A 19,179-nucleotide genomic window follows, 5' to 3' on the forward strand; every position below is an offset into this window, starting at 1 on the left:
GCAGTAAAATTATTTACTGTGCTGTCTTTTTAATTAATAGTTATCAGATTAATTAAGTTGTAAGCCATGAGGCCAAAACTTTCGCCAGCGATGCAAAGTAATCGGAGAGAGATAACTCTGCTTATTTCGCTTTATTAATCGATGCAGTTGCCAATGTTGAGGCGTTAGATGAATAACAATATTAAGATAGTTAGGAATATTAAAATAAGTAATATGATGATCTGGTTGTAACTGCTGTAATATCGTCAAACACAAATTAATGTCGTGATCACTGATATCAGGTAAATTAATTGACAAACAGGCATGTGAATCTAACTTGCTTGTTAACACCTCAAGCTGATTTACGATGCAATCAAAACCTAGTTCCTGAGACTGATAGACATCACAAATAATCCAATCAATATCGCTAGCATCCTGTTGTGCTAACCATGTCATGCCATCAGCACAGATTAAATCCATATCAACTTGTTCTGGATTGAAGTATTGAGTAAAACTGTCGATAACCTCTTGACTGTGATCAATGGTCGTTAACATGATATCGGGTGATAAATGCTGTAAAAATCGGGTGAGGTTTCCGCCGCCTAAGCCTAATTCAATGATGCGTGTTGGTCTAAAAAGCAGTAGTGGCATTAGCAGGGCAATTTGATGCGGCAACGTTAATTGCCAAGGTTTACGTTTGTGCATAACACTTTGCACTACGTCGCTAAATGCCATCCAACGATAATAGTCATTTTCACTTACTGTTATTGCATCTTGTTGTTGGCTTAAATACACTAACCGCCCTTGGGCTAAATGTTTCGCTAACTGCATAAGCCAATTCCTAAATTTATTATTAATAATATTGAATAAGCGTAAGGATAGCCAATGAAAGTCTGCAGGTCACCAAAAACCGCTTTAGAGTTTGAGCAATATTACCAATTACGTTGGCAAGTCTTACGTCAGCCGTGGGGACAAGCCTTAGGTAGTGAACGTGATAGTCTAGAGCCGGAAAGTTTTCATCGTATAATTATCGATGAAAATAATAAAGTACTCGCTGTTGGGCGACTAGAAAAATCTGACCAGTTTACCGGCCAAATACGTTTTATGGCAGTCAGTGAAGAAGCACAAGGGCAAGGTCTTGGACTGCAAATGATGAAAGATTTGGAGCTGCAAGCACAAAAGTTAGGCATTACAAATTTAACCTTGAACGCTCGAGAAAATGCAGTCGCTTTTTATCAGCGCCTTGGTTATACCTTGCATAGCTTTTCACATCGATTGTTTGACGAAATTGAACATTTCTCTATGAGTAAAGCGTTAGTCCCTTGTGATAATCATCAACAAAAATCATCAGTGGCACTACAAGATATTTGGCATGATACTATTCCGCTCAGCAAAGCGATGAACATTAAAATTAGTTACTTTGATGGTAATGAGCTTATTACGCATTGCGATGGTGGCTTTAATAAAAACCTGCATAACACTATGTTTGCTGGCAGTATTTACACATTGGCGACTTTATCTGGTTGGGGCTGGGTGTATTTACAGCTACAGCATTTACAACTTAAAGGCGACATTGTCTTAGCTAACGCGAATATCGAATATCATAAATCGATAACAGGGCTTGGTTATGCAAAAGTTAAAGCTGAGTCAGTATCAGGTGACTTTACACGATTAACCTTGGGTAAAAATGCGCGTATTAAGTTAACTGCTCATCTTTACTGTGGTGATACAATTGCCGCGACCTTTAGCGGAAGTTATGCGGTGTTAGCTCCGAAATCCTAAGGTAAGTATCCTGTTAAGCACTAAGCTAAGCGTAAGTATCAGCGCTAATATAAGTCAAAACGTTAAAAGTGAGAACGTATGAAAAAGTATTACTTGTTAGTCGCCATCATAGTTTTTGGACTAATGGTACAGTTATGTAGCTTTACCGCACTTGCTGCGAATGATGAGAAAAATATCGCTGAAGTCTTAAATAGCTTTCATCAGGCGGCAGCAGATGCACAAGCCGAGCCTTATTTTAACTTAATGAGCCAAGATGCCATTTTTCTTGGTACTGATGCTAGCGAACGTTGGAGTAAAGAAGAATTTAAAGCGTTTGTTGACCCATATTTTTTAAAAGGTACCGGCTGGCTCTATATCCCAACTGAGCGAAATATCAGTTTAGTTAAACAAGGGCAGGTAGCCTTTTTTGATGAATTATTATTGAGTGAAACTTATGGTACTTGCCGTGGTTCAGGGGTTTTGATAAAAACGAATCAAGGTTGGAAGATATCTCAATACAACCTATCAATCCCTATGCCTAATGGCATAGCTAAAGCGCTTGTTAAGCAAATAAAGTCTTTTGAGCCAAGTAAGTAATATCACTAATATAAAATGAATGAAAATGAGTAAGCAATGACTATTAAAGTAGTAAAGAATGAAGGAATCACCTCTGTAGGCATCGTTGGTTGTGGATGGTTGGGTAGCGCATTAGCGAACCAGCTAAAAAAACAAGGCGTAGCAGTACTCGCGACCCGCAGTAATATTGAGAATGCAGCATTACTAAAAAGCCAAGACATTAATGCTGAGGTATTATGCTTACCGACAGAGCAAGCGCTATTAAATAGCCATCCCATTTTTAAGCAGCAATGTTTAGTCATCGCCATTACTCCCCAATTTAGGCAAGGTCGCGTTGACTACGCTGACAAAGTAAAACAGCTTGTTGAATCAGCGAAAGTAGGTAACTGCGTTGAACAGATTATTTTACTAAGCAGCAGTGCAATATATAACGGTTTGTCAGGGCAAGTTGATGAACATATTGAATTGGATTTCTCTGCTGATAAAGTATCAGTATTAAATGATGCAGAGCAAGCAGTACTAAGTTTTAATGACAGTATTTTTAATGAAAATAGCACTAATGAGTCTGATGATAGTGTTGCTAATAGAAAGGCTTATGTACTGAGATTATCAGGTTTAGTTGGGCCTAATCGTCATCCAGGTAAGTTTTTGTTAAATGGTCGTATGCTAAAAAGCCCTTTAGCCATTGTTAACTTAATTCACCAACAAGACGCTGTTGGCTTAATTCAAGCATTATTAGAAAGTGATATCCGTGGCGGAATTTTTAATGGTGTTAGCTCAACACAGGTAAGTAAGAAGCAATATTATCAAACGGCAGCGAGTGCCTTACAATTACCAACACCTACTTTTGAAGAGACTAACTTGGCATCTGAGAATGCGCCAAAAATAGTCTCAGCTATAAAAACACGAGCCGAATTAAATTATTCATTCGTTTATGATGATTTACTCCAATGGCTAGAGCAAGGGGAGTAATTGCTTTTCTGATGTTTAAGTTATAATTTTCTTACGTGACTACGTATATAACTTTTGGGGCGTCATCCCCGTGGCGTATTAATCGGGGTTCCAGTTTGTAAAAACAATGAATCTTCGAAAATAGCATTTACAACAAGCCTCTGAGTTAACTATATAGAAATGTTTTCTCATATAAAAATCATTATTACACTGGATGTTGATGCTTTTGATATACTAGCGCTGATATTTATTAAAGAGCCAACTTTTGAACTTATTCCCAACAAAATTTATAATTCGTCATCAAGCTAAACTACTGTTTCTTGTTGTATGGGGTCATGTCACTATTTTGGATCTTTGTTATGTGACGTATGTAGGACCAATCTTTTTCTGGCAAGAAAATTTACAGCCATTCACGTTATTTATTCATCTAACGGTTGCCTCTTTAACATTAGCTTTCTATTTTTTACTTATTAATATCAGTACTCGATTTCGGATAAATAAAACCGCAGAAGCACTGAACTCTACCAAGGATTCTTCATACTAATGCGAGTTGTACTTGCGCCTATGGAAGGCGTGTTGGATTACAGAATGCGAGACTTACTTACGCAAGTAGGTAGTTATGACCTTTGTGTCACTGAATTTATTCGTGTGGTTGACCAAGTGCTGCCAGAGCGTGTTTTTCATCGTTACTGCCCCGAGTTAATTGATGCTGATATTTACGGTAGCTGTACTAAAGCGGGTACACCTGTTCGTGTGCAGTTATTGGGACAATATCCTGAGTATATGGCTGAAAATGCAGCTAAAGTGATTGAACTCGGTTCAAGTGGCATCGATTTAAACTTTGGTTGCCCCTCTAAAACGGTTAATAAAAGTCGCGGTGGCTCAATTTTATTAAAAGATCCCGAAAACCTTTATCAAATCATAAAAGCAGTTAGAGAAGCTGTTCCTAGCGATACCATTGTCAGTGCTAAAATTCGTTTGGGTTATGAAGACAAAACGCTCGCCATAGAAAATGCCCAAGCGGTTGAGGCGGCAGGTGCCAATGAACTGACCGTACATGCCCGTACTAAAGTAGAAGGTTACAAACCACCGGCACATTGGCAGTGGATTGCTAAAATTAAAAATGCCATTAATATTCCCGTTATCGCTAATGGCGAAATTTGGAATTTAGAAGATGCAATTAAGTGTCGTGAAGCTTCTGGCTGTAAAGATCTTATGGTGGGTCGTGGCGCTCTGACTATACCGAACCTAGGGCAAGTCATTAAACAAGAAAGCGATATTATGCCGTGGTTAGAAGTACTGGCTATATTATCTGCCTATACAGAATTTGACACTCACGGCGATAATAACAAGTATTACTGTAATCGTATCAAGCAGTGGCTGAAATATTTAAAAAATCATTATCAAGAAGCTGATGCATTATTTGACGAAATTCGACGATTAAAAACAGCAGAAGATATTAAAGCTGCGTTTTAAACAATAGAGAAAAATAGTTAGAAAGGGCAACATTTGTTGCCCTTTTCTATTTATAACCTTTTATATTAAGTTCTTAGCTAAATATAGAATAATTTTTAAAAAGAATGACAGCGCTTAATCTCTTCTATCAGTGCGTTTGCCAAAGGGGAGATGATGTTATTTTTTGAAGAGATTAACACTACGGGGATTTGGTATGAATACTTTTCAGGTAAAATTGCTTTAAACAGCCCTTTATCAACCCAAAAATTGGCATAATGATCAGGTAAGTAACCGATGAATTCGCCAGATAATATTAAATGCGCTATCCCTTCATCGTGATAGGCAATAGCACTATTTTGATAGTTTAAACCATCATTTCTACTTTCTTTATCGCGCATATAATTACTACTGATAACTTCAGCATCTTTCAATAGTTTATTGAGTTCAGAAGGTTTACAATCAAATAAAGGGTGTCCTACACCACAATACAAGTAGTTATTTTCATTACGTAAAGGAAAGTAATCTAGTCCACGTAAATGGTGTCTACTTACACCTATCCCCACTAAAGATCGACCATTAACAACCGATGTTTCCACTTCTCGCGCTTCACATACATTTATATCAAACTGAATGTTGTCACTTTGTGCTTTTAAGGCGCGAATAGTACGAGCAACACCACAGCGCGGATCGCTGACCATAGTATCAATCGTTGCAATAGTAACACGCCCAGATAGCACATTTTTAGAACTCGCTACCGTAGTAGTAAATGCTTCACATTGTTGTAGTAACTCTAGCGATGCTTGATAAGTCACGCGCCCAGGCTCTGTTATTTCAAAACCACTCCTGCCGCGTTTGCATAATTTAATGCCCAAACGAACTTCTAAGTCCGATAAATGGGAACTTATGGTAGAGCGTCCTATATTTAACCGGGACTCAGCCGCGGACAAACCGCCACATTCAACAATAGCGACGAATATTCTGAGTAAACGTAAATCGACGTCATGAACCTGCACGCTTTTTATCCTTTTAATGTTAGTTTGATAAAGCCGGAATGAATTACGATTATTATGTATTTATAAAACAATTAGAGCAAGATAAAATAAAGGTATTATTAGCAACGTTGCTAAACAAAACATATAAACAATTAGGAGCATTAAGATGACATTTAAATACGGTATTGATCGCCTAAATCTTGATATTGTAAATGGTATTGCTGATGGCAGTATCAAAGCTGAGCTTTGCCAAGAAGCGATAGATAAAATCAATACAAGCCGCCAACGCGTAGAGAAAATGGCTGCTTCAGATAAAGCTGTATATGGTATCAACACAGGCTTTGGCCCATTATGTGATACACAAATCTCACCTGAAGATACTAATCTATTACAAAAAAATCTGCTTATCACCCATGCCGTAGGTGTTGGTGAGCCAATCGAAAAAGCAATTTCTAAGCTGATGTTAATTACTAAGGTACATGCGCTAAGCCAAGGTTTTTCAGGTATTCGCCTTGACGTTGTAGAACGTATGTTAGCGTTTATCAAACTTGATTTGATTCCTGTTGTACCAGAGCAAGGCTCAGTAGGCGCATCGGGTGATTTAGCACCACTTTCTCACTTATTCTTACCATTATTGGGTGAAGGTGAGTTTTGGCAAAGTGAAGAGGGGCAAGCTGATAAAATAGTTCCTGCAGCACCACTACTTAGCGAAAATGGTTTAGAGATTATGGACCTGCACGCTAAAGAAGGTTTGGCGTTAATTAACGGCACACAATTTATTTTATCACATGCCATCACAGCGCTAACTAAAATGCGTTATTTATTAGACCTTGCTGATGTCACCGGTGCTATGACTATCGAAGGCATGCAAGGCAGCGAGTCTCCATTTAGAGAAGAGTTACATCAAGTGCGCGCATTTAAGGGAAACCTTGTCGTTGCGGGACGCATGAGAAGTTTCTTTAAAGATTCACAAAACATGGCTGATCATGAAGAATGTGAACGTGTTCAAGACCCTTATTCATTACGCTGTATTCCACAAGTACATGGCGCATCACGTAATGCGTTTTATCATTTAGAAGAGTTAGTGGAAGTTGAAATGAACTCTGTTACGGATAACCCAATTGTTATCAGTAGTGAAGAAGCGATTTCAGGTGGTAACTTCCATGGCCAACCATTAGCGATGGTTCTCGACTATGCTTCGATTGCTGCATCAGAATTGGGTAATATTTCAGATCGTCGTTGTTACCTGTTATTAGAAGGATTACACGGTTTACCGAGATTATTGACCTCTGCAGGTGGCTTAAACTCAGGTATGATGATCCCACAATACACAACAGCTGCATTGGTAACAGAAAACAAATCGCTTTGTTTCCCACCATCAGCGGATAGTGTTCCTACCTCAATGGGTCAGGAAGATCATGTATCTATGGGTAGTATTTCTGGCAGACAATTAAATCAAATCTTAGGTAACTTAGAGAAGATATTTGCTATCGAGTTAATGTATGCGGCACAGGCTATCGAATTTAGACGCCCTAATAAATGCTCAGATATCATTGAACTAAACCATGCTGTGATCAGAGCGAAGGTAGCTAAACTTGAAGAAGATAGACTATTAAAACCTGACATCGATGCCATGATAAAATTAGTTAAGTCGCAAGCATTTACCGTTAGCTTAAACCATTAATAAAGGGCCATTGCTATGACAACAGTTATGAATTTTCAAGACCTAACGCTTTTTCAACAAGAGATCCAGCAAGGCATACCAAGTGAATTGCCACCGGCAAAAGCTTACCCTGAAGATGCGAATCGTGCTCCTAAGCGTAAAGACATATTATCTGCTGACGAAAAGCAATTAGCGGTAAGAAATGCGCTACGTTACTTTCCTAAAGAATGGCATCAAGAATTAGCTGCAGAGTTTGCTCAAGAATTAAAAGATTTTGGTCGTATCTATATGTATAGATTCAAGCCAAGTTATACCTTGAAAGCACGCTCGATTAGCGATTATCCTGCTAAATGTACTCAGGCAGCGGCAATCATGCTAATGGTTGAAAACAACCTAGATCCTGCTGTTGCACAACATCCTGAAGAGTTAATTACTTATGGTGGCAATGGTGCAGTTTTTCAAAACTGGGCACAATACTTGTTGTCGATGAAATATTTGAGTGAAATGGAAAGTGATCAAACTTTGCATCTTTACTCAGGTCACCCAATGGGACTATTTCCGTCTTCTACAGAAGCGCCTCGTGTTGTTGTAACCAATGGCATGATGATTCCTAATTACTCTCAGCCAGATGATTGGGAAAAGTTTAATGCCTTAGGTGTAACACAATACGGGCAAATGACAGCGGGTTCTTTCATGTACATTGGTCCGCAAGGCATTGTTCATGGCACCACCATTACGGTGATGAATGCGTTCCGTAAAGTATTGAACAAAGGCGAAACGTCTAAGGGAAAAATATTCCTAACAGCCGGCTTAGGTGGCATGAGTGGTGCGCAACCTAAAGCAGGTAATATTGCTAATTGTATTACTGTTTGTGCCGAAGTGAATGCAAATGCCGCAACTAAACGTCATCAGCAAGGTTGGGTTGACGAGTTAATTGATAACATGGATGAATTGGTTGCACGCGTGAAAGAAGCGCAAGCTGCCGAGGAAGTAGTATCAATTGCCTACATAGGTAATATCGTTGATGTATGGGAAAGCTTTTATGAAAAAGAAATATTTATCCATTTAGGCTCAGACCAAACATCATTACATAACCCTTGGTCAGGCGGTTATTACCCGGTAGATATTAGCTATGAAGAATCGAATCGATTAATTCGAGAAGAGCCTGAAGCGTTTAAAGTTAAAGTACAAGAAACACTTAGACGTCATGCCGATGCAGTAAATAAGCATACCGCTAAAGGTACTTATTTCTTCGATTACGGTAATGCTTTCTTACTTGAAGCATCACGCGCTGGTGGCGATGTTATGGCTGAAAATGGCATTGACTTTAAATATCCATCATACGTTCAAGATATCTTAGGTCCAATGTGTTTTGACTATGGTTTTGGACCATTTCGTTGGGTATGTGCTTCTGGAAAACCTGAAGATTTAGATAAAACTGATGCCATCGCAGCAAGTGTTCTTAGAAAGATTATGCAAGAGTCACCTGAAGAAATTCAGCAGCAAATGCAAGATAACATCACTTGGATTGAAGATGCTAAGCAAAACAAGTTAGTTGTTGGTTCACAAGCACGTATTCTTTATGCTGATGCTCAAGGCCGCATGGAAATTGCTAAAGCCTTTAATGACGCTATCAACAATGGTGAAATTGGTCCGGTAGTATTAGGCCGTGATCACCATGATGTAAGTGGCACCGATTCGCCGTATCGCGAAACGTCCAATATTTATGATGGTAGTCGCTTTACTGCAGATATGGCTATTCATAATGTCATCGGTGATAGTTTCCGTGGCGCTACTTGGGTTTCTATCCATAATGGCGGCGGCGTAGGCTGGGGTGAAGTGGTCAACGGTGGTTTTGGTATGTTACTTGATGGTACTGATGATGCTGAGCGTAAACTAAAATCTATGCTGTTGTTTGATGTTAACAATGGTATTGCAAGACGTAGTTGGGCACGAAATTCAGAAGCTAATTTTGCTATAAAACGTGAAATGGCAAGAACGCCTAAGCTTAAAGTAACGTTGGCTAATCTAGTTGATGACGATATTTTAAATAACTTATCGCTGTAAAATACTAGGCTTGGGAGCTATTCCTTATAGATAGGAATAGCTTTGATAGCAATGATACTCATTGATTTTGATAAGGACGCTGCATGGATGCAGCTTCTTATTGAATGTAGAAGTCTATTCAGCTTTGAATCTACCTGCTAAAGATAAAACAGATCAGCGATGACCTTAACGTTTCAATTTTGGCAGATTTAAAATTTAAGGTGGCTGCCTAAACGGTATTTATCACCGGGCGATGTTAAAATAGCGAAACTCACTACACCTTGTTTAGACCAAGTACGGCGTTTAACTTGTAAACAAGGCGTACTTGACGGTATGTCTAACTGCTGACAAATATCACTACTTGCTAAAATCGCTTCTATTTCATGAGTTGCTTCCGTTAACGGCGCAACAGATGAAAGATATTCATGCGGGGTGATTTCAGTAAAGTCTTGTAACAAGTATTCAGGTACTAAGCTGACATTGACATAACGATGTTCTAACTGAATTGGTTCATCATTTTCATAATGTAATATCTCAGAGTAAGAAACCGCTTCGTTATTTTTTAAGTTAAGTAAAATAGCTATTTCTTCTGTAACGGCAATAGATTTTAGTAATAATTGCTTAGCTTTATGCTGATGACCACGCCCACTAATTTCATCACTAATATTGCGGATCTCTAGTAATGAAGACTGAGATTTAAACGTTGCAACAAAAGTACCTGCACCTTGCGAGCGTACTAATATTCCTTGTTCGGTTAAATCTTGTAAGGCTCGCCTAGCTGTCATACGACTAACATCAAATTTTAGCGTTAGTTCATTTTCAGAAGGTACCTTGGCATTTTGCGGCCATTCACCTGATTCAATATTTTCACAAATGTATTGTTTGATAATAGTATACTTCGCAGGCTTAGTTACCTTTGCTGAACTATTCTTAGCACTAGTACTAGAATGGAGAGGAGAATTGGCAGTCATGATGGTGTTTGCATTAGTTTGAACTTATTTATACGGTCGCACATCTTTGATGAAAAGGCAAGGGTTGTATATACAAGTTGCGGTTTGTCAAGTTTAAAGGTAAAATTTTTCTATTATAGTGAACTTACCTGTCATTTCCTTTTTTATCTGAGGTTAGCGGATTATTTTTGCTTTTACATTATTCATCACTTTCTCTATTAGGTAGCGATATGACACTTTCTAAGCACTGGCAAACCCTTTATACCAATGTAAACCTGGCAACTATGACTGATGGCGCTAATAGCTATGGTGAAATTATCAAAGGTGCCTTAGCAATTAGTGAAGGAAAAATCGCTTGGTTAGGTAAAGTAAGTGATTTGCCTGACGTTGATAGCAGTGTAGTTGATATTATTGATGGTAAAGGCCAATGGTTAACACCAGGTTTAATCGATTGTCATACACATTTAGTGTATGGCGGTAACCGTGCCAACGAATTTGAAATGCGCTTACAAGGTAAAAGCTACCAAGAAATAGCAAATGCCGGCGGTGGTATTGTCTCAACGGTTTCTGCGACGCGAAAGGCGAGTGAGCAAGAGTTACTTGCCAGCGCTTTACCGCGTTTAACTGCTTTGCATCAACAAGGTGTTACCACGGTTGAGATAAAATCTGGTTATGGTTTAGACACTCTTAACGAGATTAAAATGTTAAAAGTAGCAGGGCTTCTTGCTGAAGAATTGCCTGTAACTATCAAACGTACTTTTCTAGGCGCACATGCGTTACCGACTGAGTATAAAGATAATGCCGAGGCTTACCTTGATATTGTCTGCGATGAAATGTTGCCACAAGTAGTTAGTGAGAACTTAGCTGATGCTGTTGACGTATTTTGTGAAGGCATTGGTTTTAGTCTTGAGCAAACCAAACGTGTTTTTGATGCGGCAAAAGCTCATAACTTACCTATTAAAGTGCATGCGGAGCAATTGTCTAACTTAGGCGCTTCAGAGCTCGCTGCAAATTATGATGCTTTGTCTTCTGATCATATTGAGTTCCTCGATGAAGCTGGCATTAAAGCGATGAAAAAATCGGGTATGACCGCGGTATTATTACCCGGTGCTTTTTACTTTTTACGTGAAACTCAGTTACCACCAATAGAGCTACTGCGTAAACATCAAGTACCTATGGCCGTTGCTACTGATGCAAATCCAGGTACATCTCCTATTCATAATATTCACCTAATGTTAAATATGGCCTGTACTTTGTTTAGATTAACACCTTCTGAAGCTTTGGCTGGTATTACTTGTTATGGCGCAAAGGCGCTAGGATTAAGCGAGAGCAAAGGGCAGTTGGCTGTTGGTTATGATGCAGATATTGCCTTATGGAATATCGAACAACCAGCAGAGCTTTGTTATCAATTTGGTGTAAATCCCTTGAGCCGTTTGATTCAAAATGGACAACAAGTGTTAATGAATGAGAGTGCGTAAAGTTGATGTAAGAAGTATTGCAATGTAGTACTTCTTACTAACTTAGTTCCATAACTAAGTTAGTTTAAGCATGATTATTGTCACTTTTAAAATACACGATGAATTAATTTAATTTAATTTAATTGCCATTACCATTTAAATGGGCAATATGGCTTTTAGCTTTTGTTGGGTAATTAGAAAATATACCATCGACACCTAATTGTTTCATTGCATTGATATCTTCTAATTCATCGACCGTATAGACAAATACTTTTAAACCTCGTTTATGGGCATCAGCGACAAAGTGCTCACTAATAAAGTCGACATGGAGATGCACAGAATAAGCATTGAGTTGTTCAGCAAACTTTGCGTATTCTAATGGGTAACATGCCGTAAGAGCGCCTATAGCAAAATCACTTCGCTGTTGGTGAATGGCATGTAATAACCTATGATTAAATGATGAAAATAAAATATCATTACTCAATAATGCCGTTGTATTGATAGCGTCATCAATACAGGAAAATAATAGCGTTAAATTTTTCACTGCTTTTAATTCAATATTGATGGTGCATTTTCCGGCTACTAGCGCTAAGACTTCGTCTAAGGTCGGAATAACTTCACCATCACCCGCGTCTAAACTACGTAAATACTGATAATCATAGTTAAAAATTTGCCCTTGACCGGATGTCGTTCTGTGCAACCATCGGTCATGAATAACAAATAGTTTACCGTCAACTTCATGAATATCTATTTCAATACCATCTACTTCAGCATCTAAAGCTGTACGAATAGATCGTAGCGTGTTTTCTGGTGCAACGCCGCTAGCGCCTCGGTGAGCAAAAATTAACATAGGGAGTTAAATATGATTAATACATTAGTGTTAGTTTTAAGTATAATACCGAGTAACGTGAATGTACTAAATAAAATGAGCAGAGATTAAATTGACCACTCCAACGCCCCCAAAACGTTTAAATAAATACATTAGTGATTCTGGTTTTTGTTCGCGCCGTAGTGCCGATAAAATGATAGAAGATGAGCGTGTAACCATCAATGAGCGAGTGCCCGAGCTTGGTACTAAGGTGTTAGCGGGAGATGTAGTTAAAGTAGACGGGTATGAAATATCGCCAACTAGAGATGACAAGTCGGATCGCATTTACATCGCTTATAATAAACCTATTGGTATTACCTGTACCACTGAAAAACATGTGCGCGGTAATATTATTGATGCTATTGGCCACAATAAACGTATTTTCCCTATCGGTCGTTTAGACAAACCGTCAGAAGGTTTGATATTTCTCACCAGTGATGGCGATATTGTTAATAAAATTCTACGCGCTGAAAATGCTCACGATAAAGAATATATTGTCACCGTTGATAAACCTATAAGTGAACGTTTCATCGAGAGAATGTCTCGTGGCGTACCTATCTTAGGCACCATTACCAAACCTTGTATCGTACAAGTTAAAAGCCGTTTTGAGTTTTCCATTATCCTTACTCAAGGTCTTAATCGTCAAATTCGCCGTATGTGTGAATATCTTGATTATGAGGTTTTAAAATTAAAACGCTCACGTATTATGAAAGTTGGGTTAGGCAATTTAGCACCAGGACAATGGCGAGAATTAACGGACGTTGAAATGGCCGAAATTAACAAAGCCGTTGAAAGTTCGAGTAAAACGGCTGTCAATACAGCTCAGCCTAAACAGACGACTGCAAACATGAGTGATCTTGAAGAGCTATCGGCCTCATTAAATAATGCAGATAAAGAAAGTGATTCCAAGCCTAAACAGAATACGCCTGAACAAACATCTTCTAGTAAACAGGATGATGTGAAGCAGGAAGATCTAAAAGATGTTTGGCCTTATAACAGCCATAAAACCAAAGACTAAATAAGGTCTGTAGTCTTTAGTTTTTGAACTACCCCGCGACTTTATTTCGCTAGAATCACGGGGTTTTCTCGACGTTATTTAGAACAAACACTATAAAACACTCGGCTTAGTAGACTTTTTATTGAGTGAGATAACCTTGGTTTTACTTATTCGATGACGATATATTTCTCTCAGGTAATGGATTGATTTTTTCACACTATCGATGGTTAATCGTATATCGTTAATGGAAGTAAATTTCTTATCATCACGGACTAATTCTCGATACTTCTTTTCATACATAGGTTTGATCGCATACCAATTGGTATCGAGTATTTTTGCCGGGTTTTCATGTTCAATTAACATTTCCTCCAATTTTGATTCATCAAATACCGGCGCTTTAATAAAGTCGATAATGGCTACATCTAAAGAATCATCGAAGCGATACTCCTCTTTAGCAAAACAACGTTTAATGTAAGAAACAATGAGTGTTAAAAAGTCATCACTTAAACATGGGCTTTTGGCAATTAAGGTCGTTAACGATAAATTAGCTGAGGCACCAATAACTAAAGCGTAGCGCTTTAACGTGGTATTGGGGAATAAATTGTTCAGATGCATTTTTAGCTTATTCAAGTCCATATAAGACAATTTATAGTCTTTAGGAAGAGAAATAATAGAAACAATTGATGAACAATTTTTGAAAAAATGAAGTTCTTTCAAATGTTTGGCATCAAAACCTGAGCTTTTATATTTCTCTAGGGCTAGTTTGTATTCTTCTGACTCTATGGGTAATAAACTAACCCCTTCAATAGCTTGTGTGGCGTCATTAAAGTGCGGTAAATCAATTGACCTGAAAAATAAATCGTCAACATCTAATACAACTTTTTCACCATTAAAACTAGGTTGCTTTTGATCATGGTTTGCTGGTGGGGAGTCGGCTACTACTGATTCGGCATAAGCGATAGCAACAGGACCCGCTAAGCTCATGAATAAATCATTAGCATCTAAACGAATAGTTTCCCCTATATCGATACCAGCACGACGAAAGTAGTTATCATCGTAATCTGTAGTGACAGCTTGTGCTGTTAATATATTAAAAATTTGTTGGCTAATATATTGGTTGGCATGTTTTTCCATAGTATTGACATCAATATATTTAATGCCACCGTTGGTATCACTTTGCTCTGCATAACGCATAATGTCATTTGATATTAGCATCATGGCATTCCATGGCCTGATCCGATAAGGCGCATCTCCGTCGACATGATCTTTCTCATTATCTAGATTGTACGAAAAGTCCCACTCTTCAGCCAAATACTTACATAATAAACGGCCGGCGTTGATATGCAGTGCTTCAGAAACTTCAATACTTGGGTCGTTTATATTTGGTAGAATACAAATTCCGCTGGTAAAGATAGGCTCAAAGACAAAATTTTGCCCGTGAGTGGCTATTTCTTTTTCTGACCGAATCTCAAAGGTTTTGCTCATGTAAGAGTATTGCTGAGCTAAACCAAACTCTGACGCCATTCCAGAGCCAGTACCTCCGCCAGCACTAAATATATAAAAATATAATCGCGATTGGTTGGCTTTAATGCCACATGAATCAATCAGGTAAGAATGGATGAATTGCCAATCAGTATTACTGAAATGTTCTGTTTCTTTATTGAGGATCATTTTAGCAAGATATTGTCCTAAAATAGGCGCATTACCAGCACCACCGGCGTGAACCTCGGATAAATCCATTATTTTTAGTTTACTATAATCATCAAGAAAATCTTTATCATAGCTTTGTGACGAATACCGAATCCGCCCTTCAATATCTTTATCTAAGTCGCCCAGCATGACTAATGGCTCAATTAAAAAAACCGGCTTGTTCGATTTTTTATTTTGTAGTTTTAAGCTGCGTTTTATCCATTTTAACGAACTGCCTTCACGTTCTTTGGCTTTTTTCATCTCATTATGAAATTCGTTTAAATAATAATTGCGGGCACTGTGAACTAATGAGGCAACATCTAGCGCTATATTAGATCCACATCGCCCTAGGCCAATAAGGCAAACTGATGGGAAAGGTTGTGGTTTTTTTTCTTGCCCTTCTTGTTCTGAAGGGACAGGGTATACTTCATCACGTAAGGTATCTAAATTAGTTAAAATACGAGACAAGTCTTTTTCAGTAAAATAGAGGTGTGTTGGATCTGAAGACCTATTAGCACTTTTATCTGTTTTTACTATGATATCAAAATCATCACTTGGAGTTATACCCGATGAGCTAGCAATAGCTGCTTTCGTTTTAGCGTTGCTTTGATCTTTCTTGACTGTTGGCTTTACTGTTTTTGTTGTTTTGGCGGTAGTGTTTTTCGTTTGCATCCATTATCTCCATGATGTTTATATCAATTGGATTAATTTATAGCGGCTCTACGTTGTACAATAAATTATCTGTTTGATATTCTTATTAGCACCAATGAATATAGGATACAAAGTTGGAAATAGCCTAAAAAAAAGTCAAGTTATTCAAACTATTATTTGATTATCTGCAAAATATTGCGCTATCAACACTTCCTTGTGTTGATAAAGATTATTATATAAAAGCTTATGCTTTGTTTATATTAAGTAGAGTTGATGACAGCTCAGTTATTACTTGGCTATCTTCTATGGTTGACGGTATTTCAATCTCTTGTCCGTCAATCATTTGTCTAAGAGTTTTCCGTAAAATCTTACCTGAACGAGTTTTTGGCAATCGATCAATAATAAGTAATTTTTTCAATGACGCTATTGCGCCAATATCATTGCGGATACTTTGCTTTAATTCACTAATTAGATCTTCGTCACTGGTATTAACACCATTTTTTATCACTACCAACCCTAGAGGAACTTGTCCTTTTAATGAATCATTAATACCGACAACAGCGCACTCTGCTACCGCAGGATGAGCCGATAAAACCTCTTCCATTTCACCGGTTGATAAACGATGACCTGCAACATTGATAACATCATCAATGCGACCCATGATAAAGAGGTAGCCCTCTTCATCAATATAGCCACCATCTCCGGACATATAATAACCAGGATAAGTTGACAAATATCCCGATGTTAAGCGCTCAGGGTCGCGATAAATAGTCGCTAAACAGCCGGGAGGAAGTGGCAATTTAATAGCGACACTGCCTTGCTTTCCTGCAGGCACTTGTTGACCGCTTGCATTAAGAATTTCAACATTGAAACCCGCGACAGGAAATCCTGCAGAGCCCGCTTTTGTGGGTATCATATTGCCACAACCGTCATCTAATGGTGTACTGGCAATTGCCCAGCCTGTTTCGGTTTGCCACCAATGATCGATTACCGGTAACTGTGTTTTTTCTTTCAGCCAATGATAGGTTGCTGGATCTAAGCGTTCGCCTGCCAGGTATAAACGTTTTAATGAAGAAAGATCGTAGTCTTTTAAAAAGTCGCCATGTGGATCTTCTTTTCCGATCGCACGAAAAGCGGTCGGAGCGGTAAATAAAGCATTTACTTTATACTCAGCACAGACACGCCAAAAAGCGCCAGCGTCAGGCGTTCTAATCGGTTTTCCTTCATACATTATTGTCGTGCAACCCGCCATTAACGTGCCATAAATAATATATGAATGACCAACAACCCAACCTACATCTGAGGCGGCCCAAAAGGTATCTCCTGGTTGCATGCCATAGATATTTTTCATGCTATAAAGCATGGCAACAGCATGACCACCATTATCTCTAACCACTCCTTTGGGTTTTCCCGTGGTACCAGAGGTATACAAAATATAGAGGGGATCGGTACTTTTAACAGGCACAGGTGGAATTTCTACCGCTACATCAATCTGTTCTTGCCAGTCAAGATCTCTGTTCTGCATAAGCGATGCTTGAACTTCTTCTCTTTGAAAAATAATACAGTTTTTAGGTTGATGAACAGCGATTTCGATGGCTTCATCAATAAGTGGCTTATAGGGAATAACTTTTGCTATTTCAATACCGCAGCTGGCGGCTACAATCACTTTTGGCTCAGCGTCATTGATACGTACGGCAAGTTCATTAGCAGCAAAGCCGCCAAAAACAACCGAATGAATTGCACCTAATCGAGCACATGCCAACATAGCTATAGCCGCTTGTGGGATCATTGGCATATAAATTAATACCCTATCTCCTTTATTAACATCTTGTGCTCGCAGTACATCAGCAAACTTTGCCACTAAACTGGTGAGCTCACTATAACTAAACTTTTGTTTTTTTCCGGTAACAGGGGAATCATATATCAGCGCAGTTTGAGCCCCTCGGCCTTGTTCAACATGATAATCCAGCGCAAGATAACAAGAGTTTAGTTCACCATCAGCAAACCATTCATGCCAAGAGTCATTATTTGTCGACAATATTGTTTGAGGTTTTTTATACCATGCAACAAGCTCTGCCTGCTCTTGCCAGTATGTTTCCGGTGAGTTTATAGCTAATGTTTGCTGTGCAGTGTGTTTCATTATATTGGCCTTTTAAATAATGCTGATACACATACAGTAAAACTGTCGACAAAATTAACCTATTAGACCTTAGCCTAATATTTGAGCTTTTGCTTGGGAGGGAGGTCCTGGTGAACTTAAATATCTCTTTGTTTTTATTGTTTTTATTGTTATTTGTTGTTTTTAATTATTGATTTTTTGAGCTGAAAATATTTTTAATATAGCTGAGGAATAACTGTCAAAAAAGAAATGGAAGGTATAACTGTCGACAATGAGATTGTTTATAGCACTGAAAAGCTAATGTTTTCAGTGCTATTGGGGGCAGGTTATTAACCCGATGTAAGGAAGGTTTTCTTAATCGAAATACCGATTGATTAATCGGCTTTCGGCTTAGCGCTTTGTCACCGGCATTTGATAATGCACCGCATCAAAGTCACCGATTGGGTCTTTATGTAAATATGCTCTAACAAAACTCATGCCCATTTTTTTCATTACGCCAACTGAAGCCAAGTTATCTGCCACAGCAAGAGCTGAAACATGGGTGACATCAGAGTGAGCGGTGACAGCCTCTTTAATTGCTATGGCAGCTTCGGTGGCATAACCTTTTCCCCAAGTACTTTGGAAAAAACGCCAGCCTAATTCTAAATCTGTAAAGTTGGGTGTATCAGTAAAAAATGCCATCGGCCGGATTAATACCCAACCTAAGTAGTCATTGGTTACTTTGTCTGATACTTGCCAAATTCCCCAGCCTTTATCGCTATCTCGATACTTTTCCATGCGTGGAATAAACGTACTGTTAACTATCTCCATACTGGTGGGGGTGCCGCCATTAAGAAACTTCATTACTTCGGGGTCTTGATCTAATGCCCACAAAACTTGAGCATCATCGCTGTCCATTAATCTAAACTTGAGTCGTTCGCTATTATTGATGTGCATAAAAAACCTATTAAATAAAAGGAAGAAGCAAAATATAACGCAATGTATTTTGCGTTATGCTTAACTGTTGTTATGCTTAACTGTTGTTA

The 19,179-nt window shown here is 38.5% G+C and carries 15 protein-coding genes; 8 read left to right on the forward strand and 7 right to left on the reverse strand.

Going from position 1 to position 19,179, the window contains the following annotated elements:
- Window positions 1–48 precede the first annotated feature (48 nt).
- Entirely contained in the window at window positions 49–810 is a 762-nt protein-coding gene (locus CXF85_RS00170; protein WP_101226509.1) for a hypothetical protein, read from the reverse strand.
- Between the two features lie 54 nt (window positions 811–864).
- Here CXF85_RS00170 and CXF85_RS00175 point away from each other — a divergent pair, with 54 nt between their 5' ends.
- The 4 genes from CXF85_RS00175 (at window position 865) to dusC (ending at window position 4,743) form a co-directional block, all read left to right on the forward strand.
- Window positions 865–1,761: a bifunctional GNAT family N-acetyltransferase/hotdog fold thioesterase gene (locus CXF85_RS00175; protein ID WP_101226510.1), complete on the forward strand. Its 897-nt coding sequence runs from the start codon at window positions 865–867 to the stop codon at window positions 1,759–1,761.
- A gap of 78 nt (window positions 1,762–1,839) precedes the next feature.
- Window positions 1,840–2,337: a nuclear transport factor 2 family protein gene (locus CXF85_RS00180; protein WP_101226511.1), complete on the forward strand. Its 498-nt coding sequence runs from the start codon at window positions 1,840–1,842 to the stop codon at window positions 2,335–2,337.
- 36 nt (window positions 2,338–2,373) lie between these two features.
- Window positions 2,374–3,288 carry an NAD(P)-dependent oxidoreductase gene (locus CXF85_RS00185; RefSeq protein ID WP_101226512.1) on the forward strand — a complete coding sequence of 305 codons (915 nt, stop codon included), beginning with the start codon at window positions 2,374–2,376 and terminating at the stop codon, window positions 3,286–3,288.
- Window positions 3,289–3,810: 522 nt separating this feature from the next.
- On the forward strand, window positions 3,811–4,743 hold the full coding sequence (gene dusC, locus CXF85_RS00195; protein WP_101226514.1) for a tRNA dihydrouridine(16) synthase DusC: 933 nt from the start codon (window positions 3,811–3,813) through the stop codon (window positions 4,741–4,743).
- 95 nt (window positions 4,744–4,838) lie between these two features.
- On the opposite strand, the gene CXF85_RS00200 is transcribed toward dusC, so the two are convergent.
- Complete coding sequence (locus CXF85_RS00200; protein WP_101226515.1) at window positions 4,839–5,735, reverse strand: LysR family transcriptional regulator; 897 nt, start codon at window positions 5,733–5,735, stop codon at window positions 4,839–4,841.
- 145 nt (window positions 5,736–5,880) lie between these two features.
- On the opposite strand from CXF85_RS00200, the gene hutH reads away from it, so the two are divergent.
- Complete coding sequence (hutH, locus tag CXF85_RS00205) at window positions 5,881–7,398, forward strand: histidine ammonia-lyase (RefSeq protein WP_101226516.1); 1,518 nt, start codon at window positions 5,881–5,883, stop codon at window positions 7,396–7,398.
- Between the two features lie 15 nt (window positions 7,399–7,413).
- Window positions 7,414–9,444, forward strand: a complete 2,031-nt coding sequence (locus tag CXF85_RS00210) for a urocanate hydratase (RefSeq protein WP_101226517.1) — start codon at window positions 7,414–7,416, stop codon at window positions 9,442–9,444.
- Window positions 9,445–9,632: 188 nt separating this feature from the next.
- Here CXF85_RS00210 and hutC read toward each other — a convergent pair whose 3' ends face one another.
- Window positions 9,633–10,394: a histidine utilization repressor gene (gene hutC / locus CXF85_RS00215; RefSeq protein ID WP_101226518.1), complete on the reverse strand. Its 762-nt coding sequence runs from the start codon at window positions 10,392–10,394 to the stop codon at window positions 9,633–9,635.
- Window positions 10,395–10,603: 209 nt separating this feature from the next.
- Here hutC and hutI point away from each other — a divergent pair, with 209 nt between their 5' ends.
- Entirely contained in the window at window positions 10,604–11,851 is a 1,248-nt protein-coding gene (gene hutI / locus CXF85_RS00220) for an imidazolonepropionase (protein ID WP_101226519.1), read from the forward strand.
- 118 nt (window positions 11,852–11,969) lie between these two features.
- Here the strand turns inward: hutI and CXF85_RS00225 are convergent, their stop codons facing one another.
- Window positions 11,970–12,680, reverse strand: coding sequence for a glycerophosphodiester phosphodiesterase (locus CXF85_RS00225; protein ID WP_101226520.1), 711 nt, complete (start codon window positions 12,678–12,680; stop codon window positions 11,970–11,972).
- Window positions 12,681–12,852: 172 nt separating this feature from the next.
- Between CXF85_RS00225 and CXF85_RS00230 the strand changes: the two genes are divergently transcribed.
- Window positions 12,853–13,716, forward strand: a complete 864-nt coding sequence (locus tag CXF85_RS00230; RefSeq protein WP_232771041.1) for a pseudouridine synthase — start codon at window positions 12,853–12,855, stop codon at window positions 13,714–13,716.
- A gap of 90 nt (window positions 13,717–13,806) precedes the next feature.
- Here the strand turns inward: CXF85_RS00230 and CXF85_RS00235 are convergent, their stop codons facing one another.
- From CXF85_RS00235 to CXF85_RS00245, 3 genes are all read right to left on the reverse strand, one after another.
- Window positions 13,807–16,056: a hypothetical protein gene (locus CXF85_RS00235; protein WP_232771020.1), complete on the reverse strand. Its 2,250-nt coding sequence runs from the start codon at window positions 16,054–16,056 to the stop codon at window positions 13,807–13,809.
- 223 nt (window positions 16,057–16,279) lie between these two features.
- A complete protein-coding gene (locus CXF85_RS00240; protein ID WP_101226522.1) occupies window positions 16,280–18,175 on the reverse strand; it encodes a propionyl-CoA synthetase in 1,896 nt (631 codons plus the stop codon).
- 369 nt (window positions 18,176–18,544) lie between these two features.
- Window positions 18,545–19,090: a GNAT family N-acetyltransferase gene (locus tag CXF85_RS00245; protein ID WP_101226523.1), complete on the reverse strand. Its 546-nt coding sequence runs from the start codon at window positions 19,088–19,090 to the stop codon at window positions 18,545–18,547.
- Window positions 19,091–19,179: the final 89 nt, after the last annotated feature.

The organism is Colwellia sp. 75C3 (assembly GCF_002836255.1).
Classification (GTDB): domain Bacteria; phylum Pseudomonadota; class Gammaproteobacteria; order Enterobacterales; family Alteromonadaceae; genus Colwellia.